The sequence below is a fragment of the Paenibacillus sinopodophylli genome (assembly GCF_005930355.1).
GTDB lineage: Bacteria > Bacillota > Bacilli > Paenibacillales > Paenibacillaceae > Pristimantibacillus > Pristimantibacillus sinopodophylli.
On sequence record NZ_VDBO01000001.1, the window covers coordinates 117,697 to 133,798 of the forward strand.

A 16,102-nucleotide genomic window follows, 5' to 3' on the forward strand; every position below is an offset into this window, starting at 1 on the left:
AGAAGGGACGGAACTTGGGAGGTCATTAACGACAAAGCCTAGTACAACAAACACAATTAGCCAGCGAGATACATTCTCGACCGGTTATTTTTTGTCCTCCGAAGCCTAAGCTCCGAATGATTGGCTTGAAACCGCCGGATATAGCTGGCGATTCGAAATTGCGGTCTTCTGAGCCGTCTGATTGTCGCCTAAACCTTCGAATTTCTCGTCCAAACGGAAAGTTGTACCTGAAAGCGCCTAACTGTACCTTGTTCGCGGCTTCGGATACCCGCTATGCTCAAATCAAAGAAAGCGCTGTCATTATGAACTATGTAATGCTTCCACTCCATGCCTGCGGCGCTCGCTCTTGATTTCGCGTACGTCCAATAAAAAGGAGATGAATGGATGATGACGGTATTAAGAAGAACAGGTTTTCTCGCATTTGCATTATGGCTGGCGTTCGCGGGTTTTGTGATTCCAGAGAAACAGATTGTGAATGCGGCCAACAACGGGCTGGCGCTAAAGCCACTAATGGGCTGGAGCAGCTACAGCATGCAAGTGTACTCAGGCAATTCCGCTTGGATTAATGAAGCGCAGATCAAGGCGCAATCCGATGCCATGCACACGTACCTACAGCCATACGGCTACAATTACATCAATATCGACGCGGGCTGGAACGGTGGTATCGACGGCTACGGCAGGCCGGTTCCGAGCAGCACGCTTTATCCAGGCGGTTTCACTGCGCTTATCAATTACGTGCATGCGAACGGCCAGAAGTTCGGGCTTTACATGATTCCAGGTATTTCTCCGCAAGCATACAATGCTGATCTTCCGATCTACGGCGCGCCTGGCTGTTCGATGCAGGATATCGCTGTTCAGCCGCTGACGACGGGAGACTATTGGAATTTGGGCTACAAGATCAATTTCAGCAACCCATGTGCGCAGAGCTACATCAATTCGATTGCCGATTTGTTCGGAACTTGGGGTGTTGACTTTGTGAAATTCGATAGTGTCACTCCAGGTTCCGGGCATAACGACACTTCAATTGACTCTCGCGGCGACGTTGCCGCTTGGTCGCAGGCTCTGAGCGCTCATAACATTTGGTTCGAGCTTTCTTGGGCTCTGGACCACAACTACGTGGATACGTGGAAGCAATATGCGAATGGCTGGCGTGTAGATTGGGACGTTGAATGCTATTGCACCAACACCGCATTGACGGCTTGGCCGAACATTGCCAGGCTGTTCCCGAAGGCAGAAATTTGGTGGCGCGATGCCGGGCCGGGCGGCTGGAATGACTTCGATTCACTCAACGTGGGGAATGGTTCCATGGACGGTATGACGCAGGATGAAAGACGAACTGCGATGTCATTATGGGCGATGTCATCGGCACAGCTCTATACGGGCAACGACTTGACCAATTTGGACGCTTTCGGACTTTCCTTGCTGACGAACGAAGAAGTTATTGCCGTTAATCAGGCGGGACGGCCTGCCCATCCGGTATCGACAGCTTCTAATCAACAGGTGTGGTACGCCAACAACGGGGATGGCACTTATACCGTCGGCTTATTCAATCTCGGCAGCACCGCCGCGACGGTCAGCGTGAACTGGAGCGACATTGGTCTGAATGGTGCTGCGACAGTTCGAGATTTGTGGACCCGCAGTGATCTCGGATCGTTTAATACCGGTTATAGCTCCGTCAATCTGCCCGCGCATGCTTCGAGGCTGCTCAAAGTAAAGGCATCAGGTGGATCAGTGACAGCCAACGACGATGACACCGGCATTAAATATACGGGTGCGTGGCAGCGCAGCTACAATCGGGGCTTTGGTGATTATGGGAATGACGTCCACTATACGCAGACGAATAACGACGCATTCGAATACAGCTTCCAAGGTACGGGGATAGATTTCATTACAGAGAAGGATGCTTCACAGGGCAACATCGACATTTACGTTGACAACGTCTTCAAACAAACGGTCAATACCTATAATGCGACTCGCCAGGCACAGCAGACCGTCTATAGTATTACTGGACTCTCTAATGGCCCGCATACCCTGAAAGCCGTCAAGAAATCGGGGACGTATATGCTGGTCGATAAATTGCAATTCAGCGTTCCTTCGCCGATTTTTGTGAACGATACGGATTCCGGTATATCGTATACAGGCACATGGAGTACGAGCAGTGCAAGAGGCTTCGGTGATTATCAGGATGACGTTCATTACACAACGACGAACAACGACTATTTCCAATATACGTTTAATGGAACGGGCATAGACTTTGTCACTGAGAAGGAAGCGTCGCAAGGAAATATCGATATATATATCGATAACGTATTCAAGCAGACCGTAAACACATACAACCCTACGAGGCTCGCCGCGCAAACCGTGTATAGCATTGACGGACTTACGAGCGGGTCGCATACGATCAAAGCCGTAAAGAAGTCCGGCACATACATGCTGCTTGATCAATTGCGGTTTAAGAGCAACCAGAAGCAATACAACAATACGGACGCTGGCATTTCATACACGGGCTCATGGTCGCTAAGCGGCAATCGTGGATATGGGGACTTTAATAACGACGTACACTTTACGCAGACGAATAACGATTATTTCCAATTCACCTTTTCCGGAACAGGTGTGGAATTGCTTACGGAGAAGGACGCTTCGCAAGGAAACGTGGACATTTATTTGGACAATGTGCTGCAGACCACAGTTAACACAACCAATTCTACGCGGTTGACCAATCAGGTCGTTTATAAGGCGACAGGATTGACGAATGGCAGTCATACGCTCAAGGCTGTGAAGAAATCGGGCACTTACATGCTGTTGGATTCAATTAGGGTAACGCCGTAAGTACAGAATGGCAATGGTTTCAGACCGTTACGCTCTAAACGCCATGCATTAGCTAGTGTACAGCTATTGTTGTTGGTCTGCATAATGTAGTGGAAGTGACAACGACGTTCGTAATCCAACTAAATGAAATAACCAGTCACCAGTTGAATATAGGTGACTGGTTATTTCATATTTGAAGGTGTTTCAATCAAGAACTCGTAATCAGGGGGGAGTCTCCTGCTATTGACGATTCTTCATTTCGAACAAATGAGAGAAGATATAACTGAAGATGAGTCATTGCTTTAAACCGATGAACGGGCAGTTATTATCAACAAAGTATGTTAAAATATGGACTGTAACCGAGCTGAATTATTCTGGGCTGCGCAATGTTCAAGGGCAGCTTCATTTAAAGGTGGACTGTAACCCAATGAAGCAGAAAATAGAATATGATAATCTCATTCCGATTAATGCCTATCTTTGGTGTCCAAAACCGTATCCACAGCCACTTCATTTCCATTCTAGCTTGGAAATTGGCTATTGCCGGGGAGGGCGAGGGCAATTTATTTTTGAAAATAAGCTTTACGAGGTTCGCAAAGGCGATGTCTTCATTGTCAACAATACAGAGCTTCATATTGCTCAATCCTCCATGCACGACCCCAGCCAATATATATTTTTGAATTTCGATCCAAGTCTCTTCCTTGAAGAAAATGAAAAATTATTGCTGCCATTTGCCTATCGATCAGAGAGATTTGAGAATCATATTGCAGCTGGAACACCGCTCTCGCAGCAAATTGGGCTACTTATTCAACAGATATATGAAGAGCTTAACGCAAAAGCGGAGGGTTATCTAACGATTACTCGTTGCAAATTACTAGAGCTCGGTGTGATTCTGCTTCGTCATTACAGAAGTACATTTAGCGATGAGCAATGGATGAAAATGCACAATTCGAAGCGCGAGATTGAGGAAATGATGCTTTTTATGAAAGAACGATTTCAAGAGCCCCTTCAACTTACCGATGTCGCTGAGCATCTTGGTTGGAGCACCGCACGAACAAGTCGATTTGTGAAGGAGCATACAGGCATCAGCTTTATTGCTTATATGACTCAACTGCGAATTAGCGAGGCTAAGAAACAACTCGTTACGAGCCTTGATAGTATTGCAGCTATTAGTTTTTCTAGTGGGTTTCAGAGCTTGCCGTCCTTCTACCGAGCTTTTAATGCTGTTGTCGGCACGTCGCCTCAAGAGTATCGCAAACAATTTGGTGTAAAGCAATTATTTTGAGAAGTGTGAAAGAAATTGAGAAGATTCCCTGAAGTCAAATTCGTATAATCAGCTTAAAATCTTACATTAAAGGTGGTTTTACGATGGCTGGTTGGGAGCGTTTAAAGGACATTATATATTTGGAAATCGTACAAAGGCGAGAAGAGGGCTGTGATGTAAGCGGATTCGAAGACAAGTGGGTCGAAGCTGGAGAGGATGAAGCGATGCTGATGGTGGTATACCGGCAGTTAATGTCGCTTGAAATTAGTACAAGCTTCCCATATATTGAGCCCTCCGATTTGCTGAGCATTCACTTGTTGAGGCCTGATGGTCCACGTCAACTAACAGTAGATAAATCTGAAGCGGAATGGCTCAATCAATTCCAAGGTGCTTGGCTCGGTAGAAGTATAGGGTGTGCCTTGGGAAAACCGCTTGAAAACCGTCAATTCATGGATGGCAGCGGTGGAAGAGCTGGTTGGAAAAATATCGAGCTCTGGTTCAAAGGAGCAGATGCTTGGCCCATTCGCGGATATACCCCCGGAAGTTCACGGGCGGCTGCCGAGTACGAGCTGAAAGTGAATGACTGGTGCCAGAAAAGTTGGAAAGAGCATATTCAGTTTATGGAATCCGACGATGATATTCGTTATACCGTGTTAGGCTTAATTCTTCTAGAGGAAAAAGGATTGGATTTCGATTCTTGGGATATTGGCAAGCTGTGGCATAAGTATCTAAGCTACCAGCAAGTGTGTACAGCTGAGACACAGGCTTATTTGAATTTCGCGCAGGTAACTTCCCATATACAAGGTGAAAAAACGGAGGACTGGGCACAGAAGAGTGAATGGGTGCGAACCTGGCTCAACCCGTATCGGGAGTGGATTGGGGCTCAAATTAGAGCCGATGGCCTTGCTTACGGTGCGGCGGGAAATCCAGAGCTGGCAGCTGAATTTGCTTGGCGGGATGCTTCCTTTTCCCATGTGAAGAACGGTATATATGGAGAAATGTTTGTGGCTTCTATGATAGCAGCGGCTTTTATCGAAACTGATAATGAGCGTATCGTAGAAATTGGGCTTAGCGAAATACCAAGGGATTGTCGTTTGGCTCATGATATTCGCAAAGCGGTAGATATTGCGCATTCAGCTGTCGATCAATTGGACTTAGTCGATCGGATCTGGGAAGCGTTCAAGCACTATCATTGTGTCCATACGAACAATAATGCCGCTTTAGTTGCGGCGTCACTTATTTTCGCTAAGGACGATTTTGAACTGGCTATTACGACAGCAGTGCTAGGCGGTTGGGATACCGATTGCAATGGAGCAACTGTTGGTTCAATTTTAGGTGCAAAGCTAGGAGCCGATAAGCTTCCAGCACAGTGGGTCGAACCGCTTAACGATACGTTATACGCAGAAGTAACAGGGTTTCATCCGATTGCGATTTCGGAATGCGCCAAACGCAGCTATGAGGTATTTAAGAAGATTTCTGCCGAATATGCTGCTGGAAAGATGTTCTCATAAATTCAAGCATGATGATCGAAGACTAGCTCAAGTGGGCTGGTCTTTTCTTTATATGTCAAACCGTCACCCTACATAATAACAAATTTGAAAGACATTTGATCATTGTTGCTTTCTTGGGTAATCCCTTATATTAATCTGGCATATCGCACTAAATTAAGCTATTAACTATGGGGGAGTGATGTGAGGATCAAAAGGCGAAGAGTTTTAAAAGCGCTTTCATTTCTGTGTTTTAAAAAATGAAACGAATGCAGGAGGTATGAAAGATGAGAAAAAAGATAAGATCAAAGCTTGCGGGAATCTTGCTTGCAGCTGTATTGCTTTCCTTTGGTGGCGCTACTGGCTATGCTCCAGCAGTCAGCGCGTCACCCATTGTAGCAGATATCAATTGGCGTCCCATTGATACAACCATGGCCGTTGCACCGGGAAGCGCTATGGACTTGTCCTTTCTGAATGCTGATCCGGCGGGTACAAATGGTTTCGTAGAGATCGATGAGTACGGTGATTATTATTTTGAGGATGACCCCGATACGAAAGTAAAGTTCTATGGTGGAAATTTAAATGGCAGCTATATGGTAGACCCAACGAGAGAGGAAATGGTCATCATGGCAGATCGAATTGCTGCGATGGGCTACAATGTGGTGCGGTATTCTTCTATAGACCAAAATTATGATTGGGCCAAAGGTCTGATGCAGCCGCTCACTTCTACGACGGTGGCATTAAATACGAGTAAACTGGATAATTTTGATTATTTTAACGCTTTGTTGAAATCACGCGGCGTGTACATTGATCTTGACATCATGTCCTTTTCAAATTTTAAAAATGTGCCTAGCATAGGTGAAAGTGTATATGGCTCAACCGCATCCAAGTATTTGGCTACACTACTTCCCGATGGGAAAGCGATCTGGCAATCTTTTGCTTACCAGCTGTTTAATCATGTGAATCCGTATACCGGCTTAGCCTTGAAGGATGAGCCCCAAATCATGGGTGTTTCTCCGATAAATGAAGTGATTCTCTATAATGCGAATTTCTCCAATCCGAATTTTAATGCTTGGGTGCTTGCTGATTTCAATCTTTTTTTGACGGGCAAAGGAAAGCCGGCACTCACAACGTTTCCGAATAATTTCTGGGAAGCATCTCCCAGCATTCGAGATGATCTGGCTGAATATTTCACAGAGTTGCAGTTTGCTGCCTATGGTGAAATGAAGTCATATCTTAAGAATGTGATAGGTATAAAAGCTCCAATTGGCGGCATCAACTATATCAATGATTCCTTAGCGAATTATTGGCGGACACAGGCTGATGTACATGAAACACATCTTTATAACGGGCTTGTTGACGGTAGAGGAGCATCCTTCAAATACAATCCGCTGACACATCCGCGTTACAGCATGATTTTTGCTCCAGAATCGAGTGCTAACTATGTGTCACAGTATGGCTCGTTTATTTTCAAAAATTATGTTCCGGCTCTTGCACTAGGGCAGCTGTATAACAAGCCATTTGCATTGACAGAATTCAATCATGAATTCCCAAATAAAGGCCGTGACGACATTGGCTTAATGACAGCAGCAACCGGCGCATACCAAGGATGGGATATGCTGAACCGATTTCATTATGTGAGCCGAGTGAATGAAGCTATTAATGAAACGGCGCAAGGCGGAACGACCTCATTTGACTCTTTGACCGATGTGATTGCTACGATGTCCGAATACCAGGGTACGCTCGTATTTAGGCAAGCACATCTTGCGCCAGCGGATGCCAAATTTGTGATTGTAAGGGATAAAACCTATGTGAAGACGCATGCCTCCGCTACGGAAAATGAATCACCAGAAAGGAATCGCACTTACATTCCTCATCTATTCAAAATGGTAACAGTCTATGCTGATCATCCAGCAGAGCCTTATACCATCTATAAGATTACGCCTGAACTTACGGACGAGCAGATTGCAAGCGGTGATATTCCTGCAGCCAATAAGATTACGATTGCGAATAGTATGACGCTGAAGGAAGTCGCAGAAACCTTTATCCTTGCAATTGATGATGTCGATCTTAAATCCAGTATGTTAGCGAACTTAAATAATAATAAGCTGGTTTCCGACACGGGTGAACTCCTCTTTGACCTTAACCTAAACACCTATTTCATTAACACACCTTACGTGGTGGCCGCTGCAGGGACGTTGGATAACAACAGCTATGAGCTTGGGCCAGTCACGATGTCTGCGAATCTGCCGAAAGGAACCTTATCTGTAGCCTCATTAGATAACGAACCGCTGGATGAAAGTGAAAGAATGCTGATCATCTATACAACAGATGCTGCAGCGACTGGTGAATATGAAGAAACGGTCAGCGGTTCGACCTATTATCATCGTGGAACAGCACCGACGCTTGCTAAGTATGGCACTGCGGAAGTTCAACTCCAGACCACACGACCCGCGGGGGACTACAAAGCCTATAAGCTATCAATGAATGGCGTAAGATTGCAGGAAATCCCAACAACTGTGCTTGGCGATACGATTACAGTTCCAATGGAGACCGACAAGGGTTATGGCTTTGAACTAGTGTATGCGCCGCTAATCGGTACCGATGTGACGGCTCCTACATCCCCAGCCAATGTTGCAGCTGTTTCTCCATTCTCAACGAAGGTGGATCTATCCTGGGACAAATCTACAGACAACGCTGGTGTGTCAGAATATAAAATTTATCGCAATGGTACTGAATATGCGTCTGTAAATGGTAATGTGAACACGTATGTAGATAAGGGTGTAACTGCACTGACGCCATACAACTACGTGATCAAAGCAATTGATCCGTCTGGAAATGTTTCAACTGGGAGCATTACAGCATCGGTGACCACCTCGGATATCATCTTCTATGAAGGATTCGAGAGTGGGAGTACAGCATGGACAGTTGCGAGCTCTTGGGGCAGTTACAGCATCATAACGGATGGAAGCTTGCATGCCTATCGGGCTGACAATCTGACCAAAGGCGGTTCCAAATCGACAGCCGGGGATACAAATTGGCAAAATTATAGCATTGAAGCTAAAGTGAAGGCGAATAGCTGGAGTGGAACGGTTGGCCGTATGGGGCTGGTCGCCAGATTTAGTGATAATAACAATTATTTTTATGTATATTATGATGACCATGCAGGGCGATTCGTTCTTAGAAAGACTGTCGGCGGTATTGAAACTAACCTTGCATCTGTTTCATTATCTCTGAGTACAGGCGTTCAGCATCTGTTCAAGCTAGAAGTTAATGGGACTACAATTAAGGCGTATGTCAATGGACAGCTCAAAATTGATGTTACCGAGAGTGAGTTGCCAACAGGGAAAATTGGCGTATATACACATTTTGCGCAGGCCGATTTTGATGATGTATTCGTTAGAGCGATCCCCTAGGAGAATGTATCTACCTTACAAAATCGCAAATGATACAAGACACGACAACATTGTTGTTTGTCCGCTGGAAACGTAACATTAAGGTCAAGGAGCAAGGATGGTTCGTAGCTACGACCTCACATCCTGCTATCTAATGTGAATTGCTGGAGGGACAAAAGATATGCAGACTTCGAATACCAACACACAGTTACCAGTGGACAAACGTCCGAAGCTGAAACGATCCATTATTGATTGCGACATTCATCAAGCAACGGGGTTGGATGCAATAAAACCGTACTTACCGCGAGCCTATCAAGAGCTTGTGAAGCAATACGGTCCTGCGCTGCCTGGAGGTATGCACTTTAATGGAGGCGTAGGCGGCCGAATGGCTGACGCTTATCCCGAAGACGGCGGCAATGCCGGAAGTGATCTGGAATTGATGCAAAAGCAGCATCTCGATCGCTACAATGTCGAATATGGCATTCTCACTGGAGAGGGCTATGCTGTGCATGCAATTCCGAATTATGATTACGCAGCTGCCATGTGTCGGGCGATTAATGAATATACAATCGAGCATTGGCTATCGCAAGATAGCAGGCTGAGAGGCTCCGTTTTTATCTCCAAGCAAGCGCCATATCTTGCTGCGCAAGAAATTAATCGGGTCGGTGGCCGATCAGATATGGTTCAGGTTGTTGTTTCCAGCGGCTCCTCCATACCTTATGGAAACAGGCATTATGATCCGATTTATGAAGCTTGCGTCCGTCATAATCTTCCTTTCACAATCCATGTTGGATTAGAAGGGGAAGGTATTAATAGCCCGCATACAGGGGCAGGGTATGTCGCCCACTACATTGAGCAAAGATGCGCACGTCCTGCGGTAATGGGTGCACACTTGGCAAGCTTTATCTTCGATGGGGTGTTCGAGCGATTCCCAACATTGAAGGTCGTCTTACAGGAAGCTGGCGTATTGTGGCTTGCCCCATTCCTATGGAAGCTCGACCAAGAATGGAAAGGACTGCGGGTACAAACGCCATGGGTTCGCAAGAAGCCGAGCGAATATTTCCGAGACCATGTTCGTGTGACCACTCAACCGTTTGAGGAGACACCGAACCGTCAGATCTTCGATCACCTGTTAGAGAGCATCTATGCCAAAGAAACACTCATGTTTTGCAGTGATTATCCACATTGGGACTATGATTCACCGAGTCAGGCCTTGCCCAAACTGGAGCCTGAGCTATGGGACAGCATCTACTATCAGAATGCAGCGAAACTATATGGCTTGCCTCCTCGGAAAACGGAGGAAACAAAATGAAGCAAAGCTCGCAGCACATCGTAGGGACGGTAGGGGAGATTCCGCCTGGCACTCATAAGATTGTAGAGGTCGGGGGACGCAGTGTCGGCATCTACAATATCAATGGAGTCTTTCATGCCCTGCGTAATATTTGCCCGCATCAGGGTGCTGAGCTGTGCAAAGGAATAGTGAGTGCCTACGTTACTTCCGATGGACCAGGTGATTTTCAGTTTGATAGAGAGGGTGAAATCGTACGCTGCCCTTGGCATCAGTGGGAGTTTGATATTCCAACGGGCTGTATGATCACTGATGCGGTGATGCGCACCAAAACGTATGATGTCACAGTGGAGAAATTCGGTGTCTCGATTGATAACGATCTTATCTTAATTCATATGTAAGAAAATGAAGACCTCTCTCATGTTGGCTAGAGCAACAGCCAAAGAGAGAGGTTTTATTTCGTTTATTTGTGATATTCAATCAACTTATCCATTTGCTACAATAGAAGTGACAAATGAAAGGATGGTGATTGGCGTGCAGGAAACTGCAAAGGAATTTTTTGAATCAAAGCTATTCGTTCCTGACGAATTCGCGAAGAAAGGGGGCATCTGGCCGCTCCGACTTGGTCGAAATATTGCTAAGCCTAGCTATCATTCAGGGCCAATGATTCTGGAGTATTATAATATGCATTTTATTATGGAAGGTAAGGTAGAGTTTACCTTTGATAAAGAAAAAATTATTTTGTCTAAAGGCGATGTGTTTGCGATGGTACCAGGCAGTACGTTTCGTTACCGGCTAGCTCCGAGTGAGAGCCATTTACAGATGATATGGATTTCTATAGATGGACCGCAGGCACCTGAACTTTTTGCCGCGTCTGGCTTTAGCAAGGCATCTCCTTACCTATTAGGAATCATGTCTAAGGAACTGGAAACCACGTTTCGACAACTATTTCTTCCTCAAAAATACGATCTAAAACGGCATAATGAACTTTGTTCACTCCTATACCGCATATTTGGACTTATGATTTCAACGGACCCGTCCGAAAAGAACCAGAACGGCAAAGAGAACTGGATTCCAAAAAGCGTTGCTTTTATGGACACGTACTATATGGAACATATTACTGTTCGTGATGTTGCTGATTTCTTATCTCTTCATCGCACTTATTTCTCGAAGATGTTCTCGGAGGCTATGGGGGTATCCCCTATCCAATATTTGCACCGATTGCGAATGGAAAAAGCAGCCGAGCTGCTTTCGTCTCATTTTATGATTAGTGAGGTTTCTTCCATGCTAGGCTATTCTGATTCCTACGCGTTCACACATGCTTTCAGCAAATATTACGGCAGACCTCCTGGCGGTTGGAGAGCTGCGCAACGAGGTTCAGGCATAGAGAGGAAGGGGCAATAGTGAAGAGCACGCGAACTACGTTTTCCTTGCAGCTCAAGTTAACCTTAACTTTTTTGCTTATTCTCATTCCGCTGGTCGGTGTAAGTCTATTTGCAAACAATTATTCGCAAGGCATTATGAATGTGCAAATTAGTGACCGGACGAAAGGTGCACTCCTGACGTCACTTGCCTATATGGAGCAAATAGCGAATACGATGGATCAGCAAACGCTGCTGATTAGCTCCAATCCTAATATCGTAAACATCTTTAGAGATATTGAAGATCCGCTTAACCCTGCACATTTGTATGATATTCATACCGTTATGCAGCAACTAAGCTCTCTTGTCAATATTAACGGTGCCATTCAGGAGGCGTATATTGTACATGGAGCGAGTGGGAACGGTGTTTCTACAGCGCTCGGGGCGCTTAGATGGCCTCAGGTGAGTGAAGAAGGCTGGTTCAGGCAAGTCGTTCGAGGAATCGGTTCTTTGGTCATTTATATTCCTAATGAGGATTCTAGCGTGGAACAAAACTTTTATTTAAGAGAATCTAATATCTACTATATTCGTTTGCTAGACGTTTTAAGAGATAATCCTGAGCCGAATGCTTTGATATTTGCTGTAAATAAATCGTCGCTCCTGAGTATGATTCAACATCTCCAAACGACTGAACGAATGAACATTTCTCTATATTATAATAACAAGATTATTCTCGAAACCAATCCTGCTGCTAAGCAAGCTTATGCATTAGACATGTTCTCGATGAAAGAAGCAAACGGTGCTTGGTCTATTCAATTAGAGCAGCCGAAGGAAGAAATTTTTAAGCAATCGCATCGACTGCAGCTATTTACCTATCTGACTATTCTGCTTAGCATCCTTCTTGCCATGTGGACAGCCTGGTTGATTTATATTCAAATATTGAAGCCTTTGCGTCAATTATCAAGCGCTTTCAAATTCGTTGGCAAGGGAAATCTGAACTATCGAATCAGACATGATCGAAGAGATGAATTCGGACTCGTGATGAACGGTTTTAATCAGATGGCGGAGTCCCAGAGGATCATGATCGAGGAGGATTATGAGAAGGAGCTGCGCTTAGCGAAGTCTGAGTTTAGCTTGCTGCAATCTCAAATCAATCCGCATTTTCTTTATAATACGCTGGATTCGATCTATTCGGTTGCTGTCAAATTCAGAATGAAAGAAATCAGTGAGATGGTGTTGAATTTGGCCAAATTTTTTAGAGTTAGCTTGGGTAAAGGACGGAATCATTTTACATTAGAGGAAACGATGCAGCATCTGCTGTATTATATTCGTGTTCAGCAGATGCGAACAGAACACTTTTCAGTTGAAATTGATCTAGAAAAAGGCTCCGAGGCCATCCCTGTACTCAAATTGCTGCTGCAGCCCATTGTAGAAAACGCAATTATTCATGGACTTGAGAAATGCCCGTTCGAAGGCGAGCTGCGCATTCGCTCCAGAGTTCGTCAACAGCATTTGTTTATCGAGGTAGAAGATACAGGCATAGGAATGCCAGAAACGTTGCTGAAGCAAATCCAACTGGAGCTAAGTATACTGACAAGCAAGCTTTATCGTGTACCGCAAGAAAGCCCGTCGATTCAATTTTTTGGATTGAAAAATGTGAAATCGAGAATGAAGCTATATTATGGAGAAGATGCGGACGTCCTGATTGAAAGTGAAGAGGGGCTTGGAACAAAGATCACTTTAATTATTCCTATACGGTTGGAGGATGAAGATCATGAAACTGCTCGTCGTTGAAGATGAATTTCAAGTCAGGGAGCGGATTGCCTATGGCATTTCATGGATAGATTATGACATTGAAATTGCCGGAGCTGTGGGAAACGGCAGAGAAGCCATTATGGCAGTAGAGAAGGAATGTATTGATATCGTTATTACAGATATTCATATGCCCGATATGACTGGTTTGGAGCTTGCAAAGCTACTGAGGAGTGAATATCCTCATGTGAAGGTCATTATCTTAACGGGCTTTGACCATTTCGAATATGCACGTGACAGCATCGATTATGGCGTCGTTAAATATCTTGTAAAGCCAGCGGAGAATGAGCTCGTACTGGAAACGGTGTTAAGAGCGAAACAGCTTCGTGAACAGGAATTGAATGCGATCCATAATATCGTGCTGTTGAAGCAGAGATGGATCGAGCAGTTGCCTCAGCTTAAACTATCCTTTTATAAAAATTGGTTGAACGGGCGTTTGTCTACGTGGGAAATAGAGAAACGCAGTCAGGAGATTGGCATATCTCTAGCAGGCAATATTTATTTGCCGGTCACGCTGGATATGGACCCTATTGCCGAAACCGATAGTCGCTTCCATTCAGGGGAGCGGCCGTTAATTCAATATTCCCTCTTCAACATTACCCGAGATGTTATGGATGACATGGACGGCATAGTGCTGCATGATGATGACGGGTTGACGGCGATTATTTTTTTTGCCCCTTCAAGTACAGAAGTATCAGGATTTCAACGTAAAGTCAATCAGCTTCTCGGTAGGTTGCTTAGCACGGTTAAATCCTGTTTGAAGCTAACAGCCAGTGCCGGCATTGGAACTTGTGTGGATGATCTAGCCTTGCTGCCGATTGCTTATAAGCAGAGTAGAATGGCGCTGCAGGAACGCATCGTGCTGGGCAACGAAACGGTGATTCCTTATCGGAACGATGCTCCCTCAAAGTCAGTCTGGCTGAATATGAATGATTTGGAGAAAGAGATCGAAATAGCTGTGCAAACAGGCAATGAGAGCAAGCGGTCAGAGCTCATCAGCAAGTTAATGGATATCGGGTTCTCGCCGCACCATACCATTGTCAATGCGAAAGAGATGCTTCTTCGTATCACGTCATTACTGACGCGAATTGTTAACTCCCACGGGTGGAGCTTACGCGAAACGCTTGCCGAGGATTACACGGATTTTATTAACTTTAATCAGTTGCTAACGAAGGAACAACTGAGGGAGTGGCTGCATCGCATGATGACACGGATCAGCCGATCAATTAGCGAGCGCCGAAAATCGGGAACACATATTACAGTGAGCGAAATTTTGGCTTTCGTTGATCGCCATTTATATGAAGAAGAGCTAAGCTTATATTTAGTAGCTGAGAAGATGTATATGAATTATGCTTATGCGAGCCGTATCTTTAAAGAGGTGACCGGCAGTACTTTTTCGGATAGCGTGTTAAGACTGCGGATGGAAAAGGCTAAGGAACTGCTGGCAGCGGGGAGCAAAGTGTATGAAGTAGCAGAACGTGTCGGATATAAAAACGGGAATTACTTCTCGCGAAGTTTTCAGAAGTACTGGGGAATTAAGCCGAGTGAAATGAACAAGTGAACAGCTTTTAATGTAATCTAGACATTCAACAGGAACTGTTGGTGTCTTTTTTGCATTTCAAAAACGTAGAATTTGTTGTCATTAAAGTAGAAGGATTAGTCTACTTTTTCATTTCCTGAAGGGCTATAGTTAAAACAAGAAAGAGCATGATAGCTAAGGAGATCACAAATGATGAAGACAAATTCTTCGGTCGTTACTAGGGAAGTGAAATTAACAAAATGGAGGTCATCGAAGCTTCTAAAGTATTGGGATTTGTATCTAATGTTGTTACCTGCGGTCATCCTTATCCTCCTCTTTAAATATGTGCCGATGTATGGCGTTATTATTGCGTTCAAAGATTATAACTTTATGGCAGGTGTGTGGAGGAGCGATTGGGTAGGATTACAATATTTTCGTGAACTATTCACTTTTGATGAGTTTCCAAGAGTGGTGAGAAATACCGTTATTATCAGCTTGATGAAACTGCTCGTAGGGTTTCCGATTCCTATTATTCTAGCCTTGCTGCTGAATGAACTCAAACTCGTCAAGCTTAAACGTATGGTGCAGACGATCACTTATCTTCCTCACTTTATTTCATGGGTCATTATTGGCGGCCTTGCCATTGATATGCTATCTCCAAGCAGCGGGATCATCAATAGAATTATTGAAATGTTAGGGTTTCAACCGATCTTTTTTATGTCGGATGAAGGACTTTTTCGCTGGATTCTTGTCGGCTCAGATGTTTGGAAAGAAGCAGGTTGGGGAGCTATCATCTATCTTGCTGCACTGCTTGGGATTAATGAAGAGCTATATCAAGCAGCTACCGTAGACGGAGCTAATCGATTTCGACAAATTTGGCATATTTCGCTTCCAGGTTTAAAGTCGACCATCATCATAATTCTCTTGCTGCGTATCGGATATATCTTAGATGCAGGCTTTGAACAAGTGCTTGTTATGTATAACCCTACTGTCTATGATGTGGCGGATATTATCGATACGTATGTGTTTCGCGTGGGCCTAGGCTCTATGCAATTTGGTCTAACGACAGCTGCGGGATTATTCAAGTCAGTCATTGGCTGCGTACTTCTTATTCTAGCGAACGTTTTTGCGAGGAAAATGGGGGAAGAAGGAATTTTCTAAAGAATAGAAA

10 protein-coding genes are annotated in these 16,102 nt (G+C 44.7%); all 10 read left to right on the forward strand.

What is annotated here, in order from left to right:
- The first annotated feature begins 384 nt into the window (after positions 1–384).
- The 10 genes from FGT79_RS00385 (at position 385) to FGT79_RS00430 (ending at position 16,092) form a co-directional block, all read left to right on the forward strand.
- Complete coding sequence (locus FGT79_RS00385; protein WP_138750820.1) at positions 385–2,829, forward strand: glycoside hydrolase family 27 protein; 2,445 nt, start codon at positions 385–387, stop codon at positions 2,827–2,829.
- Between the two features lie 406 nt (positions 2,830–3,235).
- Entirely contained in the window at positions 3,236–4,090 is an 855-nt protein-coding gene (locus FGT79_RS00390; protein WP_138750821.1) for an AraC family transcriptional regulator, read from the forward strand.
- A gap of 83 nt (positions 4,091–4,173) precedes the next feature.
- Positions 4,174–5,580, forward strand: coding sequence for an ADP-ribosylglycohydrolase family protein (locus tag FGT79_RS00395; protein WP_138750822.1), 1,407 nt, complete (start codon positions 4,174–4,176; stop codon positions 5,578–5,580).
- A gap of 263 nt (positions 5,581–5,843) precedes the next feature.
- Positions 5,844–8,972 carry a 3-keto-alpha-glucoside-1,2-lyase-like domain-containing protein gene (locus FGT79_RS00400; RefSeq protein WP_138750823.1) on the forward strand — a complete coding sequence of 1,043 codons (3,129 nt, stop codon included), beginning with the start codon at positions 5,844–5,846 and terminating at the stop codon, positions 8,970–8,972.
- A 160-nt stretch (positions 8,973–9,132) separates the two neighbouring features.
- Positions 9,133–10,263 carry an amidohydrolase family protein gene (locus FGT79_RS00405; protein ID WP_138750824.1) on the forward strand — a complete coding sequence of 377 codons (1,131 nt, stop codon included), beginning with the start codon at positions 9,133–9,135 and terminating at the stop codon, positions 10,261–10,263.
- On the forward strand, positions 10,260–10,640 hold the full coding sequence (locus FGT79_RS00410) for a Rieske (2Fe-2S) protein (protein ID WP_138750825.1): 381 nt from the start codon (positions 10,260–10,262) through the stop codon (positions 10,638–10,640). Before FGT79_RS00405 ends, FGT79_RS00410 begins: the two co-directional genes overlap by 4 nt.
- Positions 10,641–10,659: 19 nt before the next feature.
- Positions 10,660–11,643 carry a helix-turn-helix transcriptional regulator gene (locus FGT79_RS00415; RefSeq protein ID WP_171056020.1) on the forward strand — a complete coding sequence of 328 codons (984 nt, stop codon included), beginning with the start codon at positions 10,660–10,662 and terminating at the stop codon, positions 11,641–11,643.
- The gene (locus tag FGT79_RS00420) at positions 11,643–13,394 is read left to right on the forward strand and encodes a sensor histidine kinase (RefSeq protein WP_138750827.1); all 1,752 of its coding nucleotides are present in this window, start codon (positions 11,643–11,645) and stop codon (positions 13,392–13,394) included. The genes FGT79_RS00415 and FGT79_RS00420 overlap by 1 nt, the downstream gene beginning before the upstream one ends.
- Positions 13,375–14,973 (forward strand): response regulator transcription factor, encoded by a 1,599-nt coding sequence (locus tag FGT79_RS00425; RefSeq protein ID WP_171056021.1) that lies wholly within the window; start codon positions 13,375–13,377, stop codon positions 14,971–14,973. Before FGT79_RS00420 ends, FGT79_RS00425 begins: the two co-directional genes overlap by 20 nt.
- Positions 14,974–15,141: 168 nt before the next feature.
- On the forward strand, positions 15,142–16,092 hold the full coding sequence (locus FGT79_RS00430) for an ABC transporter permease (protein ID WP_171056022.1): 951 nt from the start codon (positions 15,142–15,144) through the stop codon (positions 16,090–16,092).
- Positions 16,093–16,102 lie beyond the last annotated feature (10 nt).

Coding starts and splice junctions, on each gene's coding strand:
- FGT79_RS00385 (WP_138750820.1), top strand. CDS start 385: ATGATGACGGTATTAAGAAGAACAGGTTTTCTCGCATTTGCATTATGG.
- FGT79_RS00405 (WP_138750824.1), top strand. CDS start 9,133: ATGCAGACTTCGAATACCAACACACAGTTACCAGTGGACAAACGTCCG.
- FGT79_RS00400 (WP_138750823.1), top strand. CDS start 5,844: ATGAGAAAAAAGATAAGATCAAAGCTTGCGGGAATCTTGCTTGCAGCT.
- FGT79_RS00415 (WP_171056020.1), top strand. CDS start 10,660: ATGTTGGCTAGAGCAACAGCCAAAGAGAGAGGTTTTATTTCGTTTATT.
- FGT79_RS00410 (WP_138750825.1), top strand. CDS start 10,260: ATGAAGCAAAGCTCGCAGCACATCGTAGGGACGGTAGGGGAGATTCCG.
- FGT79_RS00425 (WP_171056021.1), top strand. CDS start 13,375: ATGAAACTGCTCGTCGTTGAAGATGAATTTCAAGTCAGGGAGCGGATT.
- FGT79_RS00430 (WP_171056022.1), top strand. CDS start 15,142: ATGATGAAGACAAATTCTTCGGTCGTTACTAGGGAAGTGAAATTAACA.
- FGT79_RS00390 (WP_138750821.1), top strand. CDS start 3,236: ATGAAGCAGAAAATAGAATATGATAATCTCATTCCGATTAATGCCTAT.
- FGT79_RS00395 (WP_138750822.1), top strand. CDS start 4,174: ATGGCTGGTTGGGAGCGTTTAAAGGACATTATATATTTGGAAATCGTA.